Genomic DNA, 24111 nt, shown 5'->3' with positions numbered 1-24111 from the left:
CGGTCACGGGAAGGGGTGCGGGGCGGGGTTGAGGTCGGCGTCGGTGAGGTCGCTCCCGCGCAGCCCGGCCTCGCGCAGGGCGGTGCGCAGCCGGTCCATGCCGAGGGCGCGCTGCCGGGTCCAGCCGAAGTCGATCGGCAGCAGTCCGGGCACGATCACGCCGACCGTCCTCAGGCCCAGCTCACGCTGTTCCGGCATGGTCTGGTCGACGACGATCACGTCGAATCCGGCGGCGGTGACGGCGTCCACGCACCGGGTCAGGTCGGTGCGCAGATCGTCGGAGACGGGCAGCGCCGAGCCGTCCCCGTACAGCTGGTCGAAGGAGCGCAGGGGCGGGCGCGGCGCTCCCGGTTCGCCGATCAGGAAGTGCGCGTGGCGGCCCATCTCCGGGATGCCGTAGAGCAGGGGGTGGTCGTGCAGCGCCTCGACCCGGTGGAAGTCGTCCGCCATGGCGCGCAGCCGCTCCTGGTCACGCTCGGTGCGCCGGCGCAGGTTCACCGCGTCGGTGGCGATCTCGCAGAGCGCCCCGGCCAGGGCCGCCTCCGGGTCCAGTCCGGCGCCCGCGCCGAAGCACATCAGGCCGAGGCCGCCGTCCCTGCGCACGGCGACCCCCGTGACGACCGGGAGGGGGAAGGAGATCCGGGTGTCGAAGAAGCGGGCCTCGTAGCCGTACATCTCCAGCCGGTCGGCCATCTGACGGGTGGCCGGGCGGCGGCTGGTGCGCGGATCGATCTCCGGCAGGGACGCCTTCCCGTACCAGGCGAGCAGGAACGCGTCGCGCTCGACGACCTCCATCAGCCCGAAGTAGACGGCCTCTTCGAGGCAGCCTCCCGAGGCGCAGCCGTTGGAGCTCTCCTGGACGAAGCGGTTCTCCAGGCCGGGCGCGTGGTAGTACGTGAGGACCTCGGGCACCAGGACCGTGCGCCGGTCGCGCAGGGACCAGCCCTGGACCCAGGGGATCGCGCGGTCCGGGGTGAACGGGGTGACGCGCGGATTGGCCCGGTGGAAGGCGTCGGAGTACAGCCCGCACACCCGCGGGTCGAGCGCGTGCTCGCCGCGGGCGCGCAGGGCGTTCAGCGAGTCCCGGGTCCGCACCGTCCTGGACCGGGAGCGCATGCCCGCGTACCGCTCCAGTCCTTCGAGCACACCGATCCGCATGCTCTCGGCGAAGGTGTCGGCGTGGCCGCCCCAGAAGGTCTCGCGCAGATACTCCCCCGAGCGCATGGAGAAGCAGCCGATGGTGGCGGAGGTGGAGGTGGAGGAGACGTCCTGGACGACGGACGGGCCGAGCGAACCGCACACCGGGTTGGCGTACGGCTCGACGGGCAGGGCGTAGTCCTCGATGTCCCGGACCCGGAAGCTGCCGGGCCGGTGCTTGGGCGCCGGGCGCAGGGTGAGCGTGGCGGCCCCGGCCGTGTCCGGCTCCCGCACCCCGCAGCGCGGGCACTCGGGGTCGGGGACGAGCGGGTAGTGGCGGACCGTCAGCGTCCGCAGGTCCACCAGGTGCACGGCGGGCAGGGCGCCGGTCTCCGGTCCGGTGCCGCCGAGCCGGGCGGCGACGACCCCGGCGAGCGCGTGCGCGGCGAACGGTGTGAGGTACGGGGACTCCCCGGCGGCCCGGGTGCCCGAGCCGAGCTCCAGCGCCTCGCGCAGCGCGACGGAGCGGACCGCCTGCCAGCGTCGTTCGAGGCAGTGGGCGCAGATCCGCCGGCCGGTGCGTCCGGGCGGCGCGAAGGGGCCGACGACGACGTGCGGACCGTAGAACCGGACGGGCACGGCGGCCTCCGCCACCGGGGTTCCGGTGACCGCCGCCCCGTCCGCGAAGGCGTCGCGCACGCCGAGCGGCGCCACGTCCAGCGGCGGCGGGGTGCCGTGGTGGGTCAGGGCCAGCGCGTCGTGCAGGAGCGCCGCGAGCGTGCGCGCGGACTCCGCCGCCCAGGGACGCTGTCCTCGGACGGGGGTCTCAACGGGCATCGGGTCCGCCCCCGCCGTCCACCGTGAGCAGCACCCGGGCGGTACTGATGCCACCGGTGACGAGATCGGCCGGGGTGGTGGGCACGTACAGGGCGTCGCGTCCGGCGAGCCGGAGCCGGTCGAGCACTCCGGTGAACGTGGCCGTGGGCCCGGCCGCCGTGACGGGGGCGCCGGTGACCGTGATGCTCCCGGCGGCGAGGTCCCTCACCAGCGGGTCGCCGAGGTCGGCCTCCGCGTCCGGGTCCTCGGCGGCCAGCTGCGCCTGCCCGAGCAGATCCCGCAGCGCGGCGCAGGCCGCCGCCCGGCGCGACAGCCCCGCGCCGACCGCCCAACGCCCCGGCGTCCGCTCCCCGTCGGGCTCCCGGGCCAGCACCACCTGGGCCGAGGTGCGCTCCTCCTCCCCCAGGTCCAGCAGCTCCACGGCGAGATCCAGATTGGCCGCGGACTTCAGCAGGAACACCAGTTCCGGGTCGTCGCCGTCGGCGGCGACCGGGCTCACCACCGCCGTGCCCCGGACCGCCCGCAGCAGTGCGTCGTGCGCCAGCGCCGACAACAGGCCGACCCCCGCGGCCTCCCGCGCGTCCGCACCCGCGCCCGCACCCGCGGCCGTCGCGAGATGGAGCCGGTCCCGGTTGTGCGCCCCGAAGGTGCGTACGGCCGCGGCCGGTACCCGGACCGGTTCCTTGCCGATCAGCGAGGTCGCGACGGTCCAGGCGTCCGGCAGGGTGCCGGTCCCGCCGCCGGTGGTCAGCGCGTCGGGGCCCAGGATCCGGTCGGCCGGCACCGCCGCGGACCGGTCCAGGGGCACCACGTGCTCCACGTACGCCGTCGCCGCCGCGTACAGCGCCCGCATCCGCGCGCCCGCCAGGTGGTGCACGTCGAAGGCGGCGATCCTGCGCCGCGCCCCGGTGCCGAGCGCCACCTCGACCCGGCTGAGCTTCAGCGGGGTCTGGGTCAGCCCCTCGTCGTCGTAGCGGGTGAAGACCCCGGTGTGCGGGCGCACCAGCGCCCCGCTGATCCGGTTCAGCTCCTCGACCATGGCCTCCGCGTCGCGGGCGGTCTCCACGGTCGGGGTGACGGGCAGGGCCAGGCCGTCCGGCAGCGCGGGCGCCGGTTCGCGCGCGTCCAGGGCGGCGCAGCGACCGCAGCGGGGGTGCGGCCGGACCGGCTCGGACATCACGTCCAGCGAGGCCAGGTCCTGGACGAGGACCTGACCCGCGGTCTCGGCGGACAGCGCACCGGTGGTGAGGCGGAAGATCTCGTAGCCGAGGAGGTTGCCCACCATCGCGGCGACCGGGCCGGACAGTGCGTCCCGGGACACCGGGGTGGCACCGGCGGCCTCGCCCCAGAGCGCGGCGGCCTCCCCGGCCGACACATTGCCGCCCAGCCGCAGCAGGGCGCAGGACCAGCAGCCGGTCGCGGTCGCGGTGGAGAGCGGGCCGACGACGAGCCGCTCGCCGAACAGCCAGGCGGGGATCAGGGTCCGGCCCTCGGGCACCCCGGCGGCGAGCAGCCGGTGGGTGCGTGCCCCGGCCCCGGCCCCGGTCACCACGACGACGTCGTAGCCGTCGAGGGCCGCCCAGTCGGCCCCCGGACCGGCGGCGATCCGGTCCGCCCGTGCGGCGCCCCGGGCCGCCTCGGCCGTCACCTCGCCGAACTCCGTGGTCGTACCGATCCGCACACACCCGTTCCGCAGCAGGCTCAGCGCGCACCAGCGGGCGATCTCGTCGTCACCGAGCACCGCGACGCGGGTGGCGCGGAAGCGGGCGAAGCGCTCCGGCGCACCGTCCACGTAGTGGTCGACATAGGCGATCTGGGCCGCGAACCGCTCCGCCACCTCGTCCGGTACCGGCCCGGCCCCGGTGCCGGACTCGGTGCCGGACTCGGGCACGTCGCGGGCGAACCCCCGCTCGTACAGCGTCCTGACCAGCTCCGCCGCCATCGCCCGCTGTCCCGGCCCGAAGCCCGCGCAGACGTCGGCGAGCCGGTGGTGACCGGCCAGGTGCGGGACGACGAGGGAGGCGAAGCGGTAGGCGGTGCGTCCGGCCAGGTGGAACCCGCCGTCGGCGTTGTGGAAGAGCACCCCGCCGGGGGTCTCGGTGAACAGCACGTCCCGGCGGATGCGCGGCCGGGTCGCGCCGAGCGCGTCGAACGTCCCGGTCACTGCGGTTTCGGCACTCTCGGCACTCTCGGCCATGAGGTCACACCTTCTCTGTGCGGCGGATGCGTTCCTGGTCGGTTCTTCGTACGTAGGCGCGGAGCAGTTCGTGGATGCGGTACGGGCCCGGCGGGCCGTCCTCCAGCAGTCCGGCGTCGGCCAGCCGTTCCAGGGCCGCCTCGGTGACGGCCGGGACGTCCTCGGCCGTGAAGGCGGACCCGGGTGCTGCCGCGACCCGCAGGAACGCCTCGGACAGCCGCGGGTCGAGCCGGTTCAGCGCGCCGTCCAGCAGGGCCGTCACGGACAGGCCCGGGGAGTCGGTGAGGGTGAGCCGGGCGAGCGGGTCCTGGCCCAGCCAGCCGACGGCGTCGCCGAGCCGAAGTCCGGGCCGGGTCAGCAGACGGGCCGTCAGGATGCGCAGCGCGAGCGGGAAGTGGCCGCACAGCGCCGTGAGCCGGTGCGCGGCGTCCGGCTCCGCCTCGACCCGTTCGGCGCCGAGCACGGACAGCAGCAGCGCGTACGACTCCGCCCCGGTGAACGCGGAGAGCCGGTGCACCCACCCGCCGTGCGTGGCGACGAGCCCGGCGAGCCCCATCCGGCTGGTGACGATCACGGCTCCCCTCGCCTGCGCGACGAGGGGCAGCAGCGGGCGCACCTGGTCGGCGTCGCGCACGTCGTCGAGCACGAACAGGGTGCGTCCGTCCGCCTGTTTGGGGCGCAGGGCCGCCGAGACCTCCGCCACGACCTCGGCGGCGTCACGGGGTTCGCCGTCCGGCCGGGTCGCGCGGATGAGCAGCCGGCCGCCCGGGAAGCCGCCCCGGACCAGGTGCGCGACGTGATGGGCGAGTGCCGATTTGCCGATGCCGGGCGCCCCCGACACCAGCACGGTGAGCGGGTGCCGGTCGTCCTCGCCGGACGCGGCGGGGGCGGTGAGACGGGCCACCATGGCGGCGGTCCCGGCGTCCCGCCCGGTGAAGTTCGGAACCGCGGGGACCTCCGGCGCCACGGGTGGCACGCTCGCCCCCGGCACGGCCGCCACCCCGGGCGCTCCGGCGGCAGCGGCCACGGACGGGGCCCAGGGCACCGCCGCCGCACGCCCCGCCGGCACCGGGGCGGGGCCGTCGGCCACGACCAGCTCGCCTTCGACGACCCGTGTGAGGGCACCGGGCGGCCGAAGGGGCCGGCTGTCCTCGGCCCCCGGGTCCTCGCCGCGCAGAATCGCGAGCTCCAGCTGCTGGAGCGCGGGAGAGGGGTCGACGCCCAGTTCGTCCAGCAGGAACCCCTTGACCCTCCGGTACTCCGCGAGGGCCTGGGTCTGCCGTCCGGTCCGGTAGAGCGCCTCGATCAGCTGCTCGTGGAGCCGCTCATGGCCCGGATATACGCGCGTAGCCGTCCACAGTTCGACGAGCGCCTCCCCGTAGCGCCCCAGGCCCAGCAGCAGATCGCAGACCCGTTCCACACTGCGCAGCCGCTCCTCCGCGAGACGCGGCACCTCGTCCCGGTGCAGCACGTCGGAGCGCACATTGGCCAGCAGCGAGCCCTGCCAGAGGGACAGCGCGTCCTTGAGCGTGCAGAGTTCCGCCTCCGGGTCCTGGGACATGGCCACCGCACGGCGCACCTGGTCCCGGAAGCCGAGCAGGTCCAGCGAGTGCGGCTCGGCGGTGATCCGGTAGCCGCCGGGCACCGCCTCGATGGAGGTCTCCGTCACCCCGTGTTTGGTGAAGAGCCGGCGCAGCCGCAGCACGCAGGTCTGGAGGGCGGCCTTGGCGGTGGCCGGCTGTTCCTCCCCCCACACGGCCCGCTGGAGGTAGTCGGCGGACACGACGGCGTTGGCGTGCAGGAGAAGAGCGGCCAGCAGGATCGTCGGCTTCGACGGCTGGAGCACGACGGCCTCGGGGCCGTCCGTGAGGGTCAGCGGCCCTAGCAGCTGAAACCGCATCACGGCGGTCTAGTCCGTGTCCGGCGAACAGCGCCGTCCGCCCGGAGCGCGGGGCGCGCGGTGTCCGGTGCGTGCGGTCGCACGGCGGAGGATCAGCCTCGTACCGGACGTACTCGGATGATTCCGACAACGCGGCGCGTGTGCGTGCCGGGCGTCGCACGCCAGAAGGGGTGTGTCGGACACGGTCTAGTCCCAGCCGTTGACCAGCTTGCACACCTGAACGGGTGCGGCGGACAGGGGGAGCCGGTCCAGTACCGTCCGCAGGCTCGTACAGAGCGTCCGATCGGCCTGGGCGGGGCCGGGTTGCCCGGCCGGGGGACCGAAGGAGGCCGGCCCCGAGGCGGAGGCGGCACCGGCGGAGAGCGCGAGCGAGACCAGGGCGAGACCGGTGACGGCGGCAGTGCGTGCGGCGCCGGCCGGCCGGAGCGAGAGCGAAGAGCTGAACACGGTTCCCCTTCGGCTGTTGCGTCCTGCCGGGGGTTCCCGGCAGGACGACGATGCCAGCGAGGAGGGCGCGGGGGCGTGCCCGGACGTGTCAGCTTGCTGCACGGACCACGGCAGCTTCGTGCAAGCGGCCCCGGTCGCGGGAGGTCCCGCGAACGACGCGGACCGGGGCCGCACGCGTCCGGCCCCGGAGTGTTTGGAGGAACACCCCGGGGCCGGATCAGTCATCCTACGTGGGCTCGCCCCGGCTATTCCGTGGCGATCGCGTTCAGCACGTTCATCCTGCCCGCCCGGAACGCCGGTACCAGCGCCGCGAACAGGCCGACGAAGGCGGAGGCGACGAAGACCGTGAGAATCGTCGGCCACGGGATCTCCAGGACGTTGAGCCCTTCCAGGGCCAGCAGCTTCTGGGCCGCCGTGCCCCAGCCCATGCCCAGGCCCAGGCCCAGCAGGGCGCCGAAGACCGCGATGACCACCGACTCCAGACGGATCATCCGGCGCAGCTGGCGGCGGGAGAGCCCGATGGCGCGCATCAGGCCGATCTCGCGGGTCCGCTCGACCACCGACAGCGCCAGGGTGTTCACCACTCCGAGCACCGCGACGATGATCGCGAGGGCCAGCAGCCCGTAGACGATGTTCAGCAGCTGGCCGATCTGGTCCTTCAGCTGCTGCTTGAAGTCGGCCTGGTTCTTCACGTCGTACTGCGGGTACTTGGCGAGGGCGTCCTTGAGGGCGGCGTACGCCGCCTTCTCCTTGCCGTCCTCGGCCTTCGCGAACATGATCATGTTCTTCGGCAGGGTGTCGGCGGGGACGTACCGCGCGGCGGTCGTGAGGGCGGTGTACATCGCGCCCTTGTCGATGTTCACGTCGTCCGAGGTGATCGCGGCGACCTTCAGCTTGGCCGTCTCGCCGCCCTTGAACGCGATGGTGAGCCGGTCACCGACCTTGACGTGGTGCTCGGTGGCGTACGTCTCGCCGACCGACATGGCGTCCTTGCCGTAGGCGTCGGCCAGCTTGCCGGAGACGGTCTCGCGGCGCACGTCGTCCCGGTACGTGGGGTCGACGGCGGCCAGGGCCTTGTCCTCGGTGCTGCCGTCGGGCGCGGTGATCCCGGCGCTGACGACCTTGTACGAGGTGAGGTGCTCGATGCCCGGCACGGCCTCCAGGGCTTTCTCGGCCTGCGGCACGATCAGCTGGAAGTTGCTGCCGGACGACTGGACGATGAAGTCCGCGCCGACCGACTTGTCGAGTTCCTCGGTGGCCGAGGCGACCATGGAGGAGCCGACGACCGAGAGGCAGGCCACCAGGGCGAGGCCGATCATCAGGGCGGCGCCGGTCGCTCCGGTGCGGCGCGGGTTGCGCAGGGCGTTGCGCTCCGCGAGCCGTCCGACGGGGCCGAACATCCGCAGCATGACCGCGCTCAGCACCCGGACCACGAAGCCGGCCAGCAGCGGGCCGATCACGATGAAGCCGATCAGGGTGAGGATCACGCCCACGCCGAGGAAGAGCGAGCCTTCGCTCGACTTGTCGGCGCGCGTCGCGGCGAGCAGCGCGGCGCCACCGGCGAGGGTGAGGACCAGGCCGAGCGCGGCCCGGACCCGGCCCGCGCGGGCGTCCGCCGGGGTTCCGGCGTCGCGCAGCGCGGCCATCGGGGAGATCTTCCCGGCGCGGCGGGCCGGGATGTACGCGGCGACGACGGTGACGACGATGCCGAGCGCCAGGCCGACGACCGGGGTCGTCCAGGCGACCGTGAGGTCCTTGGTGGACAGTTCCATGCCCATGGCGCCCATGAGCTTCATCAGGCCGACGGCGAGGCCGATCCCGGCGCCGACGCCGAGGACGGAGCCGACGATGCCGAGGAACAGCGCCTCGATCAGTACGGACCGGTTGACCTGCTTGCGGCTGGAGCCGATGGCCCGCATCAGGCCGATCTCGCGGGTGCGCTGGGCGACCAGCATCGAGAAGGTGTTGACGATCAGGAAGATGCCGACGAGGAAGGCGATCCCGGCGAAGCCGAGCATCGCGTACTTCATGACGTCGAGGAAGGAGCCCATCGAGTCCTTGTTGGCGTCCGCGGCCTCCTTCTGGGTCTGGAGCTTGTACGCGGAGGAGTCACCGAGGGCCGTGGCGACGTTCTTCTTCAACTGCGTGTCGGTCACGCCCGGTTCGGCGGTGACGGAGATGGCGCTGAAGACATCGGGCCCGCCGAGCAGCTTCGTCTGCGCGGTGACGGTGTCGAAGTAGACGATCGCCGCACCGGGGTTGGTGACCTTGAAGGTGGCGATGCCGCTGATCCTCGCGCGGATGTCGCCGGTGGCGGCGATGGTGCGCAGCTCGTCACCGATCCGCAGGTGGTGCTTGCCGGCGGTGTCGGCGTCGATCATCACCTCGGTGGGGCCGCGCGGCGCGTGGCCGGAGGTGATCTCCATCGAACGCAGGTCGTTCCTGGTCCAGTTGCCCGCGATCGTCGGGCCGCCCGAGGTAGGGCCCAGGTTCTTGTCGTGGCTGTCGACGAGGGTGACCGACATGCTGCTGACCGCGCCCTCGGCGCTCTTCACCCCGGTGCCCCCGGCGACCCGTTCGACGTCGGAGGCGGGCAGCGTGACGGGCTTGCCGTTCCCCGGGAGCCGGTCGTTGTCCTCGGGGCTCTTCGGGCTCACGGTGACATCGGCCGAGGTCGCGGCGAAGAGCTTGTCGAACGTGGTGTTCATGGTGTCGGTGAAGACGAGCGTGCCGCACACGAACGCCACCGACAGCAGGACCGCGACGGCGGAGAGCGCCATGCGTCCCTTGTGCGCGAAGAAGTTGCGCCTCGATGTCTTCCAGACGGTCATGAGGTCCGCCCGCGGGAGTCGAAGTCCTTCATGCGGTCGAGGACCTGGTCGGCCGTCGGGTTGTGCATCTCGTCGACGATGCGCCCGTCGGCGAGGTAGAGCACCCGGTCCGCGTAGGAGGCGGCGACCGGGTCGTGGGTGACCATGACGATGGTCTGGCCCAGCTCGTCGACCGACCTGCGCAGGAAGCTCAGCACCTCGGCGCCGGCCCGCGAGTCCAGGTTTCCGGTGGGCTCGTCACCGAAGATGATCTCCGGCCGGGCGGCGAGCGCCCTGGCCACCGCGACGCGCTGCTGCTGGCCGCCGGAGAGCTCGGTGGGCCGGTGCTTCAGCCGCTCGGCGAGACCGACGGTCTCCACGACCTGCCGCAGCCAGGCCGCGTCGGGCCTACGGCCCGCGATGTCCATCGGCAGCGTGATGTTCTCCAGCGCGTTGAGCGTCGGGAGCAGGTTGAACGCCTGGAAGATGAAGCCGATCCGGTCCCGGCGGAGCTGGGTGAGCTTCTTGTCCTTGAGCCCGGTGATCTCGGTCTCGTCCAGGAAGATCTGACCGGAGGTCACGGTGTCCAGTCCGGCCAGGCAGTGCATCAGGGTCGACTTGCCGGAGCCGGACGGACCCATGATCGCCGTGAACTGCCCGCGGGCGATGTCCACATCGACATGGTCGAGCGCGACGACACGGGTCTCCCCCGCCCCGTACGCCTTGACGACCTGCCGCGCCCGCGCAGCCACGGCCGTACGCCCTCCAGTGCCCCCGTGCCTGGGAATGGTTACAGCCGTTGTCACGGTTTTTCTCCTATGTCCGTCAGTGTTCAGGATGTCGCGGTGTACGGGTGAAGTCTGGTGTTCCGAGAGGGGTCGGCGCGCTGGTGCACAGCGCAGTCTTCGGGTGGGGTTTCCCCCACCCCGCCCCCTGCGGCCAGCCGCATTCGCGGCGGGAATCAGCCGTTTCTCGCGGTGTAGGAACACCGTAAGGAGCGGGCCCGCGCCGTCACGTCCTCCGCCGGGAGGAACCGCCCCTGGGCAAAAGTGGGGAGCGTCCCTTAGGGGTATCGGCCCCCGGGTGGAGACGGGCCTCAGGGGCCGGCCCCACGGACGCACGCTCCCGGGTCCGCCGGGGCTCCCGGACCCGTCCCCCAGCAGCGGCACCCTCCCCGCCCGGAGCCACGGGTGAGACAGTGTCACGAGAAAATACGTGCAGGGGGAAGGAATCTTGGTGAGCGGCGCGGGCGGCAGTACCGAAGCGATGTCCGGGTCCGGGGTGGACCCGGCGCCGTCCCCCGCGGCACCGCGCGGACGCGGACCGGTGGTCGCCGCCCTGATGCTCGCCATGGCCCTGTCGGCCATCGACGGCACCATCGTCTCCACCGCCGTTCCGCAGATCGTCGGCGATCTCGGCGGTTTCTCCGTCTTCTCGTGGCTGTTCTCCGGCTATCTGCTGGCCGTGACGGTCACTCTGCCGGTCTACGGGAAACTCTCCGACACCTTCGGCCGCAAGCCGGTCCTGATCGCCGGCATCGTGCTGTTCCTGTTCGGTTCGGTGCTCTGCGCCGCCGCCTGGAACATGGCCGCGCTGATCGCCTTCCGGGTCGTCCAGGGCCTGGGCGGCGGCGCCCTCCAGGGCACCGTGCAGACCATCGCCGCCGACCTCTATCCGCTCAAGGAACGTCCGAAGATCCAGGCCAGGCTGTCGACCGTATGGGCCACGTCGGCGGTCGCGGGGCCGGTGATCGGCGGACTCTTCGCGGTGTACGCGGACTGGCGCTGGATCTTTCTGATCAATCTGCCGGTCGGGGCCGTCGCACTCTGGCTCGTCGTACGCCACCTCCACGAGCCGTCCCGCACCCGCCGGGCGGCCGGCGCGCCCCGCCCCCGCATCGACTGGGCGGGCGCCCTCGCCGTCTTCGCCACCGGCACCCTGCTGCTGACCGCGCTCGTCCAGGGCGGGGTCGCCTGGCCCTGGCTCTCCGCCCCGTCCCTCGGACTGCTGGCCGGCAGCGTCGCGCTCGGCGCGCTGACGGTCGTCATCGAACGGCGGGCCGCCGAGCCGGTCATTCCCGGCTGGGTCTGGCGGCGGCGGACCATCGCCTCGGTCAATCTCGCGCTGGGCGCGATGGGACTGCTGATGGTCGCCCCCACCGTCTTCCTGCCGACGTACGCCCAGTCGGTGCTCGGCCTCGGCCCCATCGCCGCCGGTTTCGTGCTGTCCGTGATGACCCTGAGCTGGCCGGTCTCGGCGGCGTTCTCCAACCGCGTCTACAACCGCATCGGTTTCCGCCTCACCGCGATCATCGGCATGGGCTGCGCCCTGTTGATACTGCTCGCCTTCCCGCTGCTGCCGTATCCGGGCGAGCCCTGGCAGCCCGCCCTGATCATGCTGCTGCTCGGCGCGGCGCTCGGGCTGTTCCAGCTGCCGCTGATCGTCGGGGTGCAGTCGACGGTCGGCTGGGCCGAGCGCGGGACGACGACCGCGTCGGTGCTCTTCTGCCGGCAGGTCGGCCAGAGCGTCGGTGCCGCGCTCTTCGGCGCCGTCGCCAACGGGGTCCTCACCTCCCGGCTGGCCGCCGCCCCGGTACCCGGGCTGCCGGGCGACCTGGACGCGGTCTCGCACGCCCTGGACGACCCGGGCAGCCTCTCGGCCGCCGCCACGGACCAGTTGCGGCGGGCCGTCGACGCCGCCGTCGACCATGTCTATCTGGGGGCCGCCGCGGCCGCGGCACTCGCCCTGCTGGTGCTGGTCCTGCTGGCCCCGCGCCGCTTCCCGGTCCTCACCGAGGAGCCCGGCGGCGACAGCCCCGCGCCGTAGTGCGGGGAGCTGTATTTCGTCGAGAGTTCACGCAACTGAGCCATTACCGTGGGCAGTTCAGGCCATACTCTCCTCAACTGCCATACCCACGAGTAATGTTCGCGCTTCCTACAGCACCACCGCACTCCTGCCTTGCCGTCCGGCCCAGGACCCGAGCCTTGCAAGGAGCAGCACCAGATGTCGTACGGAAACCCGCCCCCGTCCCCGTATCCCTCCCGGCCCGAACGGCTGCCGAAGCCGTCCCGGCGGCATCAGCCCCCGCCTCCGTACCATCCCGACTACCTGCTCCCCTGGCAGAGTTCGCAGCCTTCACCACCCGCGGAATGGACGGACACACCCGCCGCGCCCGCGCCCGCCCCCGCCCGTCACGGCGATCTGCGCCGGCTGCGCACCGCCTACCGGCTGCTGCGGCGCATCACGACGCTGACCGCACTCGGCTACTTCATCGCCTTCCTGCTGCTCTCCGGCTTCGCCAAGGACCTGATGGACCGCCCCCTGTTCGGCGGTCTCAACCTCGGCCTGGTGCTCGCCCTCTGCCAGCTCCCGGTGACGCTGCTCGCCGTCGTCCTGTACGAGCGGACCGCCCGGCAGACCGTCGATCCGCTCGCCGCCCGGCTCCGAAGAGCGGGAGCGGCCCAGTGAACGGATTCGACAACTCCGCGCAGACCATGTCCCTGGTGGCCTTTCTCGCCGTGGCCACCGTGGCGCTGCTGCTCTGTGTGATGACGGGTCCGGACCGCGACGACCTCCACGAGTTCTACACCGGCTCCCGCTCGCACTCCCCCCTGCGCAGCGGCCTCGCCCTGGCGGGCGACTACCTCTCCGCCGCCACGGTCCTCGGCACCACCGGCATCATCGCCCTCACCGGCTACGACGGGCTGATCCTCGCCCTGAGCATCACCCTCTCGCTCGTGCTGCTGATGTTCCTGCTGGCCGAACCGCTGCGCAACGCGGGCGGGTTCACCATGGGCGACCTGCTCGAACGCCGCGCCCCCGGCCGCGCGGTCCGCGTCGCCGCCTGCGCGGCCGCTCTCGCCGCACTCGTGCCGATGATGGTCGTCCAGCTCGCGAGCAGCGGCGATCTCCTCGCCTTCATCCTGGGGTTCGACAGCTCGGGATTCCGCACCGGCGCCATCATCGGGCTCGGCATGCTGATGATCGGCTACGCGGCGATCGGCGGCATGAAGGGCACCTCACTGATCCAGGTCGTGAAGACCGTGGTCCTCTTCGTCGCCGCCCTCACCATCGCCGTACTGATCATGAACCGGTTCGGCTGGGACACCGGCGCCCTGCTCTCGGCCGCCCAGCAGGGCAGCGGGGCGGGGGCCGCCTATCTGCGCTCGGGGCTCCAGTTCGAGGGCAGCGGGCTCGACATGGTCAGCTCCGAACTGACCGTGGTGCTCGGCGCCGCCTGCCTGCCGCACGTCACCCTGCGCATGACCAGCGCCCCCTCCACCCAGGCCGTCCGCCGCTCACTGTCCTGGGCGGTCTGTGTGGTCGCCGGGATCTGTCTGCTGCTCGTCGTGATCGGCTTCGGTGCCGGCGCGCTCGTCGGACATGACGGCATCACCGCCGCCGGGGCATCCGGGAACAGCTCGATCCTGCAGGTCAGCGGAGCCGTCGCGGGCGGCGGCCAGATGGGCGCGCTGATCGTCACGACGATGACGACGGCGATCTTCCTGACACTGCTCGCCTCGGTCGCCGGAATGATCCTGGCCTGTGCCAACGCCCTCGCCCACGACCTCTTCGCCCACGGCCTGCACGGGGTGCGCCGCCAGGACGGACAGCCGGTGGCGGGCCGGTCCGAGATGCGCACGGCACAGGTCTCGGCGGTCGCCGTCGGACTGCTCGCCATCACGCTCGCCGTCGTGGCCAGGCACTGGAACGTGCAGGCGCTGGCGACCCTCTCGTTCTGCGTCGGCGCGTCGGCGCTCGCCCCGGCGTTGGTCTACAGCATGTTCTGGCGGCGCTTCACCCGTACCGGACTGCTCTGCACCCTGATCGTCGGCACCGTCACCGTCATGGTGCTGATCACGGGCACCAATCTGGTCTCGGGCTCCCCCTCCTCGGTCTTCCCGGACCACGACTTCAACTGGTTCCCGTTCACCACGACCGGGCTCGTCTCCATCCCGGCCGGTTTCCTGGCGGGCTGGCTGGGAACCGTCCTCCCCCGCTACACGGCGGGCGAGGCCCGCCGTCAGTACGACAGGGAGGAGCCCCGGATCCTGGCGGGCACGGCGCCGGTGGACCGCACCTGAGGACGTGGGGCGGAGTCCGCGGGCATCGACCGGTGAATGGCGATCACATGCCAACAGAACCACGACATTTGCGGACTGCGGCAATGCTCCCACCGACGGTGGGGGCATTGCCGCTTTCATTACCTTGGCCGCTGGGCGTAGTCGGCCGACGCCGGCGAGAAGAGTTGCCCCTCCCTCACGGGCGCGAGCTTGCCGGTACGCGGATCAGCACGGTAGCCCTGCTGCCCTGCGGAGAGCGGCACCATTCGGCCGTCTGGACCTACGAACCCCAGAGGGAGGTAGCGTCCTGTCCTGGGGTCCGCCTCATATGCCAGCGGCCAGCCGGCCGCTGCGGCCTCAGTTGCAGGGTGTTCGGTATCCGTCGGGGTCGAGGCAACGACGGGAGCAGCGCCTGCCGCCATCCATAAGACAGCGGTTGCAGCCACGATGTGATGCAGGAACTTCATGAGGACCTCGCGTCAGCGCTGGGAAATACCCCTAAGCATCACACCGGGATCCCCGACAGAGTCAAGTTGGTCCACGGCCGCCGGCTCAGCGATGCACTCCGCCCACACCGTCTTCCCGAGGGGAGCCCGTGGAGACGCCCCCCACCGGTCGGCGAGCACGTCTACGAGGACCAGACCGCGACCCGACTCCTCCTCGTCGGCCCGCATGGACGGGCCGACCGGTGGCAGCTCCGGGCAGGCGTCGGAGACCTCGATCCGAATACGCCGGGCCCTCGTCCCGTACGTCACGCTCAGGAGAAAGTTCCGGCCGCGGACCCGGCCATGGCGCACCGCGTTGGAGGCGAGCTCGGCAACCACCAGCGCAACAGTGCAGGAGGTCTCCGACGCCGGCGGCAACCCCCACTCGTCGAGATGCCTCACCGCCGTCAGCCGCGCAAGCCGGGCACCGCGGGCTGTGGAAGAGAACTGCCTTGAGAAGCCGTGCTTTTGAGCGCCCAAAAGCACCTCTGCCTCCCGTTCTTCCGCAAGCAGAGCACTGTCCGGCTCTCGCTCCGGCCCGTCGTCCGGCACAGTCACTGCCTTGAGCATGGTGCGGCCCATCCCATCCCGTCGTTCCTCACGCGTCCCGCAGCGTGCGGAATTCGCTACGTTCCGCAGTCAAGAGTCGGCAGGCATGCCTAGGCTCGGAAGGTGACGAAGCATTACCTTCCCGGTCGTAAGCAGAGGAAGTGACGCCATGGCCAAAGCGATCGACCCCCAGCATTCGATGGCGGCCCTGTTCGGTTCGCGGGTACGCAAACTCCGTACGGCGGCCGGACTGACCCAGGCCGAGCTCGGCAGAATGACACACGTCGTCAGCACCCGGATCACCCAGATCGAACGGTCATCCGGAGCCAAGCCGTCCCAGGAGCTGGCACAGGCCCTGGACGCCGCGCTGGTGGCGGACGACCTGCTGGTCGACCTGTGGCCGTACGTCTACCGGGAGGCGTTCCCGGACTGGGTGCAGGCGTTCATGACCCTCTCGGCACGGGCGACGGCGATCAGGGAGTACGCCGCACAAGTCGTGCCGGGTCTGCTCCAGACCGAACCCTACGCACGGGCGCTCTTGAGCGTCGGACGCACGCTCAAGAGCGAAGAGCAGCTGGAGGAGAGGCTGTCGGCGCGCATGGTCCGCCAAGACCGCCTGCGCAGTGCCGATCGCCCCGAGCTGTGGGTGATCCTCGACGAAGCCGTACTACGGCGCCCGGTGGGCGGCCCGGAAGTCATGAGAGACCAACTGGCCCGTCTGCTGGCCACGGCGGAGGAACCCCACATCACCGTGCAGGTGCTGCCGTTCGCCCACGGCGAGCACGACGCCCTGGGCGGCTCCCTGACCGTTCTGGACCTCCCCGACGGCACGGAGACCGGCTACACGGAAGGCGCGCACTACGGCCAGTTGATCGAGGATCCGGAGGAGGTCAGGCGCTTCGCGGTGACCTACGATCAGCTCCGGGCAGCGGCTCTGCCCCCTCGCATGTCGCTCGACATGATCCGATCCGCGATGGAGGACAACCACTATGACGCGACTGTCCCGTCCCGATCCGACCGCCTTCGCCTGGCGCAAAAGCAGCTACAGCAATCAGGAGGGAGGCAACTGCGTCGAGGTGGCGGACGGATTCCCCGGAGTCGTCCCCGTCCGTGACAGCAAGACGACCGACGGCCCGGCACTGACCTTCGCTGCTCCCTCCTGGACCTCGTTCATAGCCGAGTTGAAGAGAGACCGCCGCTTCCACCCCGGCCGGTGACCGAGCACCCTCGGGCCGTTCGAGACATCGCCGCACCCGGAGGGCATCCGGATGCGCCGCCTGCGCCGACGGCGACAACTGTCGTGCGTCCCCCGCCAGTTCACTCACGCAGGGATCAACGCCCCAGAAGCCTGCCCTTTCGGATCAATATGCCCCCTTGCCCCCAGGCGGCAACGGAGCAGGAAAGGCGGATTCCCGCGGGCGCAGGGCCGGCGTTTCCCACGGCGCTCGATCTGCCGGCGCAGGGAAGGATCCGCCGCACGGGCGCAGGACGGCCCGCGCGTGGAGGCCGGGCCGTCCTGTGCCCGTGCGCCTATGTGGCGCGCAGGGCTTCGGTGGGCGACATGCGGGCGGCACGCAGCGCCGGATACAAGCCCGCGACGGTACCGACCACCACGGCGGTCGCCGGTCCGGCTGCGGCCCATATCGCCGGGACGGTCGCCGGCCAGTCGTGCGCGGCGGCGTACCCGTACACCGACGCCGCGCCGATCGCCGCCCCGGCAAGGCCGCCGAGGGCCCCCAGGAGGACCGCCTCGATCAGGAACTGCGCGGCGATCTGTCCCTGCCGGGCGCCCAGGGCGCGCCGCAGGCCGATTTCGCCGCGTCGTTCCATCACCCCCACCACCATGGTGTTGGCGATGCCCACCCCTCCGACCAACAGCGCCACCCCCGCCAGGGCGAGGACCAGTCCGGTCAGCGTGTCCTGCGTCTCCGCGCGGGCCTTGAGGAGGTCCGAGGGCCGCGAGACGGCGACCATGGTGGGGTGGGCGGGGTTGGCGGTGGCCCCGGCGACGGCCTGCACATCGGCCACCCGGTCGGGGTGCACGCGCACATACACCGTCGCCGGTGTGCCGTCTGCGCCCAGATGCGCTTGCGCCCGGGGGGCGCCGACCAGTGCGGTGGAGTCGATCTCGGGCGCCAGTTCGTCGGGCTGGAGGATTCCGGACACCTGGTACCAGTCGCCGGTGATGCCCTTACCGTTCAGCCAGACCCGCTCCCCGGGGGCGGTGACGCCCAGCCGTCTGGCGGCGGCGTCGCCGAGCACCACCACGGGCAGGTTCTGCGAGGCGGTGTCGAGCCAGCGGCCGGCGCGCAGCGTCGCGTGCAGTGCGTCCAGCAGGTCCAGGCGCGCGGACAGCACGGTCAGGCTGTTGGTCTGGCCGTCCGGTACCAGGTCGTTGCGGTAGACGGACGCCTTGGTCGCGCCGGTGGCGGTGACCTTCTGCACCGGGGCGATGCTGCCCAGCATCACCGGCGCCTGCGGGGGCAGCGGCACGAGCCGCTGGGAGGCGTCCTTTCCTGGCGCCACCGTGATCAGGTTGCTGCCGAGCCGGTCGAGGCGGTCCAGCAGATGCGCCTGGTTGGACGCCGAGATACCGGTGACCGCGACGACTGCGGCGATGCCCAGGGCGATGCCGAGCGCGGACAGTACCGAGCGCAGCCGGCGGGTGCGTGGCCCCAGCAGGCCCAGCCGCAGCAGGTCGGACGGGCGCAGCCGGACCGGACGGGGCAGCCTGCCCTCGTAGTCGCCGCGGGTGTGGTTGTGGGCGTGGAAGTTCACCGGGCACCGCCCCCGGCCACCGACGCGGTGCCGCGCTCGTCGAACGCGATCCGCCCGTCCTGGATGCCGACGCGCCGCGGGAACGACGCCGCCAGCTCCCGGTCGTGGGTGATGACCACCACCGTTGTGCCGTCCTCGTTCAGCTCCCGCAGCAGGTCGACGACGGCCGCGCCGGACGCGCTGTCCAGCGCCCCGGTCGGCTCGTCCGCCAGCAGGAGCGCCGGACGCCCGGCAACCGCACGGGAGATTGCTACTCGCTGCTTCTCCCCGCCCGACAACTGCTCCGGGCGGTGGTCCAGGCGGTGCCCGAGCCCGACCCGCCGCAGCACCTCCACCGCGCGTCTGCGCCGTACGCGGGCGCTCGCGCCCGTGTACAGCAGCCCGGTGGCCACGTTCTCCACGCAGCTCAGCCCCGCCAGCAGGAAGAACTGCTGGAAGACGAAGCCGATGCGGTGGGCTCGCAGCGCGGCCACCTGCCGCTCGCGCAGACCCGCCAGATCATGCCCGTCCAGGCTGATCCTGCCTGCCGTGGGACGCTCCAGTGCACCGATCAGCGACAGCACGGTGGACTTCCCCGAACCCGACGGGCCGACGACGGCCAGCAGTTCACCGTGGCGCACCACCAGGTCGATGCCATGCAGGATCCGCAGTGGCGCCGTCTCCCCGTACTCCTTGACCACGCCCTGCAGTTCCAACACCGGAACGGCCCCGCCGGCGGACCGGGCGGCCGGATGGGAGGCACCGGCGGTCACGACGGCACCACCACCCGGTCGCCCTCGCGGATACCGCCGGAGATCTCGGCGCGGGCGTTGGCGACCAGGCCGACCTTGACCGGCACCAGGACCGGCGCCCGGCCGTCGTGCACCACCTGCACGCCGTAGCCGCCCTCGGCGAGCGCCAGCAACGCGGTCACCGGCACCACCAGCACGTCCTTCGCGCTGCGGTCGGTGATGGTGACGGTGACGCCGGGCTGCGCGTCCTTCAGCGCCTTGCGGGCCGCCTGCTGGTCGGTGACCTTGATGGTGACCGTGGCCTTCTGGCTGCCCCCGGCGCCGTCTGCGCCGCCGTTTTCTCCGCCGCTCTGCCCGTCGCCGCTGCGGGCGAAACCGCGCACCCTGCCCTGCGCGGTGCGGCCGCCGGTGAGCTCCAGTGAGACAGTGCTGCCCGGTGCGAACTGCGGCAGCTGTTCGTCGTCGGGCTGCACCGTGGCCACCACCTCGGGGCCGGTGACCTGCAGAACGGTGCCGGCGGCGAGCTGCTGCCCGAGCTTCGCGGTGACTTCCTTCACCCGCACCACAGGCATCGGCAGCACCACCACCCGGCCGAGCTCGACCTTTCCGGTCTGCTCCAGACCGAGTGCCTTCTGCCAGCGTTTGACCGCGACGGTGGTGGCCGCGGTGAACTTCTCGTCGACGGTCAGGCCCAGGCCGCTCGCGTAGCCGAGATCCACCAGGTTGCGCTTGAGCTGCTTGACGTCCGGGCCGTCGGGCATCTTCTCGGCAAGCTCGCGCCACAACGGCCGCTCACCGGTGAACAGCACCACGGGTCTGCCGTCCATCTCCCATACGGCTCCGCCGGGCTTGATCACGTCGCCGGGCGCGGGGAGCCTGGTCACCGTCCCATGGCCCTGCCCGGTCACCTCCACACCCGTGCCGTAGTCGAGCCTGCCGCCCAGGCGCATACCGGAGGACAGCGAGGTGCGCTGAACGACGGCCGTGCCGGTGCCTGCGTTCGGCCGCGCGGTCGGGGTGTCGTGCGAGCGCCAGGGCTGTCCGACCACCGCCACACCGCCGCCGGACAGCACCGCGACCACGAGCAGCGCGATGCCGGAGCGGCGCAGCAGCCGGCTTCGACGGCGGGGCTGCGGCGTGCCCGGTTCCGGCCCGCCGGGCGGCTGCGGCGCAGTCGGGCCCGGCGCCGCCCCGAGGCCGCGGGTGTCGTCGTCCATCGACATGCTCACTGCCCGTCCTCGCCCAGCGAGGTGACGCCCACGTCCTGGAAGTCCTTGCCACAGATGGCGTACGCCCGGTCGAACGCGGCCACGTCGATGCCGACCGCGATGGCCAAATTGCCGCTGAACTTCGGTTCAGGATCCGGCACCTGAGCTACCGTCAGTCCATGCTTGCGCAGGCAGACAGCGAGCTGCCGGGCCCGCTCCACCCTCTTGGACAGTCCCTTGTCGGCGAGTTGCCGCATGCCCGGCACCTTGGCGTCGCATGCGGTCATCGCTTTCTGCATGGCGTCGGCGCCGGAGTCCACACCGGAGCCCGATCCATCCCCCCCGGCCTCCGCGGCCGGAATCTCGACCTGCCCCTGCTTGTTGACCTGCACGGAGGTCTGGCCGGCCTCGTGCATGCACTGCACCCACGCCTGCTTGACCGCCCCCTCGTCCTGCGGCTTGACCGTACCGGTGCGGGCCCCGGCGACCTTCGGCGCGGTGTCCGCACCGGACGAACAGCCACCCAGGGCCAGGACCGCGACAGCGGCGACCAGAGTCGCCCCTGCCGCCCGGCCCGTCATGTGCTTCATCACATACCTCCCGGATGCTGGCAGATACCCGGAGCCGCCAACCGGCGTCCGGTGCACCAGGTGTACGCGCGCACCGGTTAGCCCCCGGTCATCCGCGGCCAACCCGCGGCTAACCGGCGGGCGGCGAGACTGGTCATCAACGCGGCAGCGAACGCAGCGCGGTCACACGACGCACGGAGCGGAGCGGCAGATGAGGGTGCTGATCGTCGAGGACGAGGAGGAGCTGGCCGAGATGATCGCAGACGGCCTGCGCGGCGAGGGCATGAGCGCCGACATCGCCCACGACGGCGCCACCGCGCTGCAGATGGCCTCCGCGACCTCCTACGACGTTCTGGTACTCGACCGCGACCTTCCGGTGGTCGGCGGCGACGCCGTCTGCCGCACCCTGAACGCGGCCGGATACCCGGCACGGGTGATGATGCTCACCGCCGCCGGAACCCTGTCCGACATCGTCGACGGCCTCGGCCAGGGCGCCGACGACTACCTCACCAAGCCGTTCTCCTACCTCGAACTGGTGGCCCGGCTGCGCGCCCTGGGCCGCCGCGGCCCGGCTGGCACGCCCACCGTGCTGGAACGGCGCGGGGTGCGCGTGGACACCGTGCGCCGCCTCGCCGAACGCGACGGGCGGTTGCTCCGGCTGACCCCGAAGGAGCTGGGCGTACTGGAGGCACTGCTGGAAGCCGACGGCGGCATCCTCACCCCGGCGCAGCTGCGCGACACCGTCTGGCAGACCCCGCCCGAGTCGCGCAGCGCCGTCAAAGTCACCGTGCACCAACTGCGGCGCAAACTCGGCGAACCGCCGCTGATCGAGACCGTGCCCGGCTTCGGCTACAAGCTGTGAAGGCCGTCCGTTCCGGCCCCCGCCTCCGTCTCCGCTTCGACCGGGACCGTGGCCGCGGGCCGACCATCCGCACCCGCCTGGCGCTGCTCAACACCGCGATACTGCTCGCCGGGGGAAGCGTCCTACTCGCCTTGAACTGGCTCAGCGTGCACCAGGTACTGGAGGCCCACCGCCAGGTCGTCCTGCCCACCACCGCGCAGCAGCCCGCTTTCCCGCCCGACGCACCCGCCGAGACGGCACCGGCCGCCGAGACGGCACCCTCCGAGACGGCACCGGCCGTCGAGGCGGCGCAGTCCACCCCCGCCAACCGGTTCGAGGACTTCCGCGACGCGGTGCTGCACGACCTGCTCACCCGCTCGCTGCTGGTACTGCTCGCCGTCGCCGCACTGTCGCTGGTCGCCGGCTGGTGGGTGGCCCGCCGCTCCCTGTCCCGCATCGGCAAGGTCACCGCGACCGCCCGGCACATCAACGACGCCAACCTGCACGACCGGCTCGCCCTGATGGGGCCCGACGACGAGGTCAAGGAACTCGCCGACACCTTCGACGCCATGCTCAACCGCCTGGAGCGCGCCTTCGCCGACCAGCGCCGCTTCACCGCGCAGGCCTCGCACGAGCTGCGCACCCCGATGACCGTGCAGCGCACCGCGCTGGAGATCCCCCTGGCCCAGGGCCGGGTGCCGGCAGACCTGGAGCCGGCGCTGCGGCGCGCCCTGGCAGCCACCGAGCGCAGCGAGCGCCTGCTCGCCTCGCTCCTGGCCCTTGCCCGCGGGGAGAGCGGCATGCTCGAACCGCATCCGACCGACCTGGCGGACCTCGTGCGCGGCACCGTCGGCCAGATCGCCGACGAGGCGCAGCGGCTGGAGGTGCGCATCGACACCGCGCTGACCCCCGCCCCGCTGACCGGCGACGCGGTGCTGCTCGGCCAGCTCGTGCACAACCTCGTGTCCAACGCAGTGCGCCACAACCACCCCGGCGGCTCCATCCGGATCACTACGGCCCGCACCGCCGCCCGCAGCAGCATCGAGGTGCGCAACACCGGGCCGGTCGTGGCAGCCGACGACGTGGACGACCTGTTCCAGCCGTTCCGGCGCGGCACCACCCCCTACCGAAACGGCTCGGGCCTCGGCCTGGCCGTCGTACAGGCCATCACCCGAACCCACCACGGCACCCTGTCCGCACACCCCAACCCGGACGGCGGCCTCACCCTGCGCGCCGAACTGCCCGACCAGCCCACCGCCGACTGAACACGCGCGCCGACTCGGGGGTCCGGGGCCAAGGCCCCGGGCCACTCTCGGATGTGCTGCCCTGGCAGACCTGCGACGGTGGCTGCGAACGCGTCTTCCGCGCCGCCCGGCCCGGCAGTTGCGGCGATTGCCGGGACAGCGACGGCCCGCCCGGCCATGGCGAGCGCACCGGAGCCGACTCCGTCGAAACGGTGCGCGCGGCACTGCGCAGCCGCCCAACCGGCAACAGGCGGGCAGCCTGACCTCCGCCGGAGCCGTACGGCTCAGTCCTCCGCCGGATCCGGGGCCACCCGCCCGGTGAGCGCCGCGAGCGAGTTCCGTACGTGCGCCATGTGCGCCTGCACCTCCTCGCGGCCCTCCTCGTGCTCCCGCAGGATCCGCTCCGTCTCCCGGACCACCCGCTCCTCGCGGACCCGGGCCGCCGCGAACAGTTCCGCGCCCCGCGCGTCGGCGTCCTCCTGGCCGTGCCGTGCGGCCTCCTCGGTCTCCGCCAGCGCCCGCCGCGCCTCGGCCAGGCGGGCCTCCACCCGCTCGATCTGCTCGTCGTGGCGCGCCGCCTGCGCGGCCTCGGCCTCGGCCAGCTCGCGTTCGGCCGTCTTCCACCGCTCGGCGTGCTCCTGCTCCTGGTGCGCGAGAACGCTCGCGGTACGACGCCGCGTCTCGGCCATCGCCGACTCCGCCTGCTCCCGGACCTCCGCGGCCTCCTGGCGGGCCTCGGCGACGGCCTCCTCGGCGGCGCCCCGGGCCGTGGCCAGCGTCTCGTCGGCGTACTTCCCGGCCGCCGTCCGCATCGCCTCGGAGTCCGCGCTCGCCGACGCGCGGAGCCCGCGGCCCGCCTCGTCCGCCGCGTCCCGCAGCGCCTGCGCCTCCTCCTGGGCGGCGCCCCGGACGTCCTGGGCCTCGCTCTCGGCGAGCCCCAGGATCCGCTGGGCACGCTCACCGAGCGATGCGTAGTTCTGCGGAGCGAGCGCGGCGACAACCTCGTCCAGCCGCGCCGACTCGGCCGACAACTCGTCGACCAGCGCGGTCAGCCGGGACACCTGCTCCCGCGCCCCGTCCCGCTCCGCCGACAGATCGGCCGCTCTGTTGTCCACCTGCTCCGGGCGGTAGCCGCGCCCTCGCACCACGACGAAGCCGTGCGGGGACACCGGTGCAGAACTCATCCTTGAAGCCTCTTTCCGACTCTCCGAATCACCAGCAATACGTCAAGGATGCGGTAATTGGCACAGAAGTCGGAATCGATCGGCCGCGTTCCGGACGGAAGCGACGGGCATCACAGACCCTGCGAGGGCGC

General features: G+C 72.3%; 19 protein-coding genes. 7 read left to right on the top strand and 12 right to left on the bottom strand.

Annotated elements, in window-relative coordinates:
* Positions 1–3: 3 nt before the first annotated feature.
* The 6 genes from ACZ68L_RS03440 to ACZ68L_RS03415 form a co-directional block, all read right to left on the bottom strand.
* Positions 4–1974 (bottom strand): TOMM precursor leader peptide-binding protein, encoded by a 1971-nt coding sequence (locus ACZ68L_RS03440; RefSeq protein ID WP_469573813.1) that lies wholly within the window; start codon positions 1972–1974, stop codon positions 4–6.
* On the bottom strand, positions 1964–4171 hold the full coding sequence (locus ACZ68L_RS03435) for a TOMM precursor leader peptide-binding protein (RefSeq protein ID WP_469573811.1): 2208 nt from the start codon (positions 4169–4171) through the stop codon (positions 1964–1966). The genes ACZ68L_RS03440 and ACZ68L_RS03435 overlap by 11 nt, the downstream gene beginning before the upstream one ends.
* A 4-nt stretch (positions 4172–4175) precedes the next feature.
* Complete coding sequence (locus ACZ68L_RS03430; RefSeq protein ID WP_469573809.1) at positions 4176–6071, bottom strand: AfsR/SARP family transcriptional regulator; 1896 nt, start codon at positions 6069–6071, stop codon at positions 4176–4178.
* A gap of 186 nt (positions 6072–6257) precedes the next feature.
* Positions 6258–6518 carry a hypothetical protein gene (locus ACZ68L_RS03425; RefSeq protein WP_469573808.1) on the bottom strand — a complete coding sequence of 87 codons (261 nt, stop codon included), beginning with the start codon at positions 6516–6518 and terminating at the stop codon, positions 6258–6260.
* A gap of 245 nt (positions 6519–6763) precedes the next feature.
* Positions 6764–9349, bottom strand: coding sequence for an ABC transporter permease (locus ACZ68L_RS03420; RefSeq protein WP_469573807.1), 2586 nt, complete (start codon positions 9347–9349; stop codon positions 6764–6766).
* Positions 9346–10134 carry an ABC transporter ATP-binding protein gene (locus tag ACZ68L_RS03415; RefSeq protein WP_384450789.1) on the bottom strand — a complete coding sequence of 263 codons (789 nt, stop codon included), beginning with the start codon at positions 10132–10134 and terminating at the stop codon, positions 9346–9348. The genes ACZ68L_RS03420 and ACZ68L_RS03415 overlap by 4 nt, the downstream gene beginning before the upstream one ends.
* A 460-nt stretch (positions 10135–10594) precedes the next feature.
* Between ACZ68L_RS03415 and ACZ68L_RS03410 the strand changes: the two genes are divergently transcribed.
* The 3 genes from ACZ68L_RS03410 to ACZ68L_RS03400 all read left to right on the top strand — a co-directional run bounded on the left by ACZ68L_RS03410 (position 10595) and on the right by ACZ68L_RS03400 (position 14412).
* On the top strand, positions 10595–12154 hold the full coding sequence (locus ACZ68L_RS03410; protein WP_469574010.1) for an MFS transporter: 1560 nt from the start codon (positions 10595–10597) through the stop codon (positions 12152–12154).
* 177 nt (positions 12155–12331) lie between these two features.
* Positions 12332–12796: a DUF485 domain-containing protein gene (locus tag ACZ68L_RS03405; protein WP_469573805.1), complete on the top strand. Its 465-nt coding sequence runs from the start codon at positions 12332–12334 to the stop codon at positions 12794–12796.
* A 26-nt stretch (positions 12797–12822) separates the two neighbouring features.
* Entirely contained in the window at positions 12823–14412 is a 1590-nt protein-coding gene (locus tag ACZ68L_RS03400; RefSeq protein WP_469574008.1) for a sodium/solute symporter, read from the top strand.
* Positions 14413–14870: 458 nt separating this feature from the next.
* Here the strand turns inward: ACZ68L_RS03400 and ACZ68L_RS03395 are convergent, their stop codons facing one another.
* Entirely contained in the window at positions 14871–15446 is a 576-nt protein-coding gene (locus ACZ68L_RS03395) for an ATP-binding protein (RefSeq protein ID WP_469573804.1), read from the bottom strand.
* A 178-nt stretch (positions 15447–15624) separates the two neighbouring features.
* Between ACZ68L_RS03395 and ACZ68L_RS03390 the strand changes: the two genes are divergently transcribed.
* Together ACZ68L_RS03390 and ACZ68L_RS03385 are read left to right on the top strand one after the other, a co-directional pair.
* Positions 15625–16539, top strand: coding sequence for a helix-turn-helix domain-containing protein (locus ACZ68L_RS03390; protein ID WP_469574006.1), 915 nt, complete (start codon positions 15625–15627; stop codon positions 16537–16539).
* Positions 16502–16642: a DUF397 domain-containing protein gene (locus tag ACZ68L_RS03385; RefSeq protein WP_469573803.1), complete on the top strand. Its 141-nt coding sequence runs from the start codon at positions 16502–16504 to the stop codon at positions 16640–16642. The genes ACZ68L_RS03390 and ACZ68L_RS03385 overlap by 38 nt, the downstream gene beginning before the upstream one ends.
* A 313-nt stretch (positions 16643–16955) precedes the next feature.
* Here ACZ68L_RS03385 and ACZ68L_RS03380 read toward each other — a convergent pair whose 3' ends face one another.
* Genes ACZ68L_RS03380 through ACZ68L_RS03365 form a run of 4 tightly spaced genes read right to left on the bottom strand, consistent with a single transcriptional unit; the run spans position 16956 to position 20732 of the window.
* Entirely contained in the window at positions 16956–18203 is a 1248-nt protein-coding gene (locus tag ACZ68L_RS03380; RefSeq protein ID WP_469573801.1) for an ABC transporter permease, read from the bottom strand.
* Positions 18200–18955 carry an ABC transporter ATP-binding protein gene (locus tag ACZ68L_RS03375; RefSeq protein WP_469573799.1) on the bottom strand — a complete coding sequence of 252 codons (756 nt, stop codon included), beginning with the start codon at positions 18953–18955 and terminating at the stop codon, positions 18200–18202. The genes ACZ68L_RS03380 and ACZ68L_RS03375 overlap by 4 nt, the downstream gene beginning before the upstream one ends.
* On the bottom strand, positions 18952–20157 hold the full coding sequence (locus ACZ68L_RS03370; RefSeq protein WP_469574004.1) for a peptidoglycan-binding protein: 1206 nt from the start codon (positions 20155–20157) through the stop codon (positions 18952–18954). The genes ACZ68L_RS03375 and ACZ68L_RS03370 overlap by 4 nt, the downstream gene beginning before the upstream one ends.
* A gap of 2 nt (positions 20158–20159) precedes the next feature.
* Positions 20160–20732: a hypothetical protein gene (locus ACZ68L_RS03365; RefSeq protein ID WP_469573797.1), complete on the bottom strand. Its 573-nt coding sequence runs from the start codon at positions 20730–20732 to the stop codon at positions 20160–20162.
* Between the two features lie 190 nt (positions 20733–20922).
* Between ACZ68L_RS03365 and ACZ68L_RS03360 the strand changes: the two genes are divergently transcribed.
* A complete protein-coding gene (locus ACZ68L_RS03360; protein ID WP_469573795.1) occupies positions 20923–21573 on the top strand; it encodes a response regulator transcription factor in 651 nt (216 codons plus the stop codon).
* Positions 21570–22817 (top strand): sensor histidine kinase, encoded by a 1248-nt coding sequence (locus ACZ68L_RS03355; protein ID WP_469573793.1) that lies wholly within the window; start codon positions 21570–21572, stop codon positions 22815–22817. Before ACZ68L_RS03360 ends, ACZ68L_RS03355 begins: the two co-directional genes overlap by 4 nt.
* A gap of 263 nt (positions 22818–23080) precedes the next feature.
* Here the strand turns inward: ACZ68L_RS03355 and ACZ68L_RS03350 are convergent, their stop codons facing one another.
* Positions 23081–23980 carry a cellulose-binding protein gene (locus ACZ68L_RS03350; RefSeq protein WP_469573792.1) on the bottom strand — a complete coding sequence of 300 codons (900 nt, stop codon included), beginning with the start codon at positions 23978–23980 and terminating at the stop codon, positions 23081–23083.
* Between the last annotated feature and the right edge of the window lie 131 nt (positions 23981–24111).

It is taken from the genome of Streptomyces sp. NPDC104309, from assembly GCF_055584025.1.
Note: the sequence above shows the minus strand (reverse complement) of the source record. Positions and strands in the feature narration are given on the sequence as shown.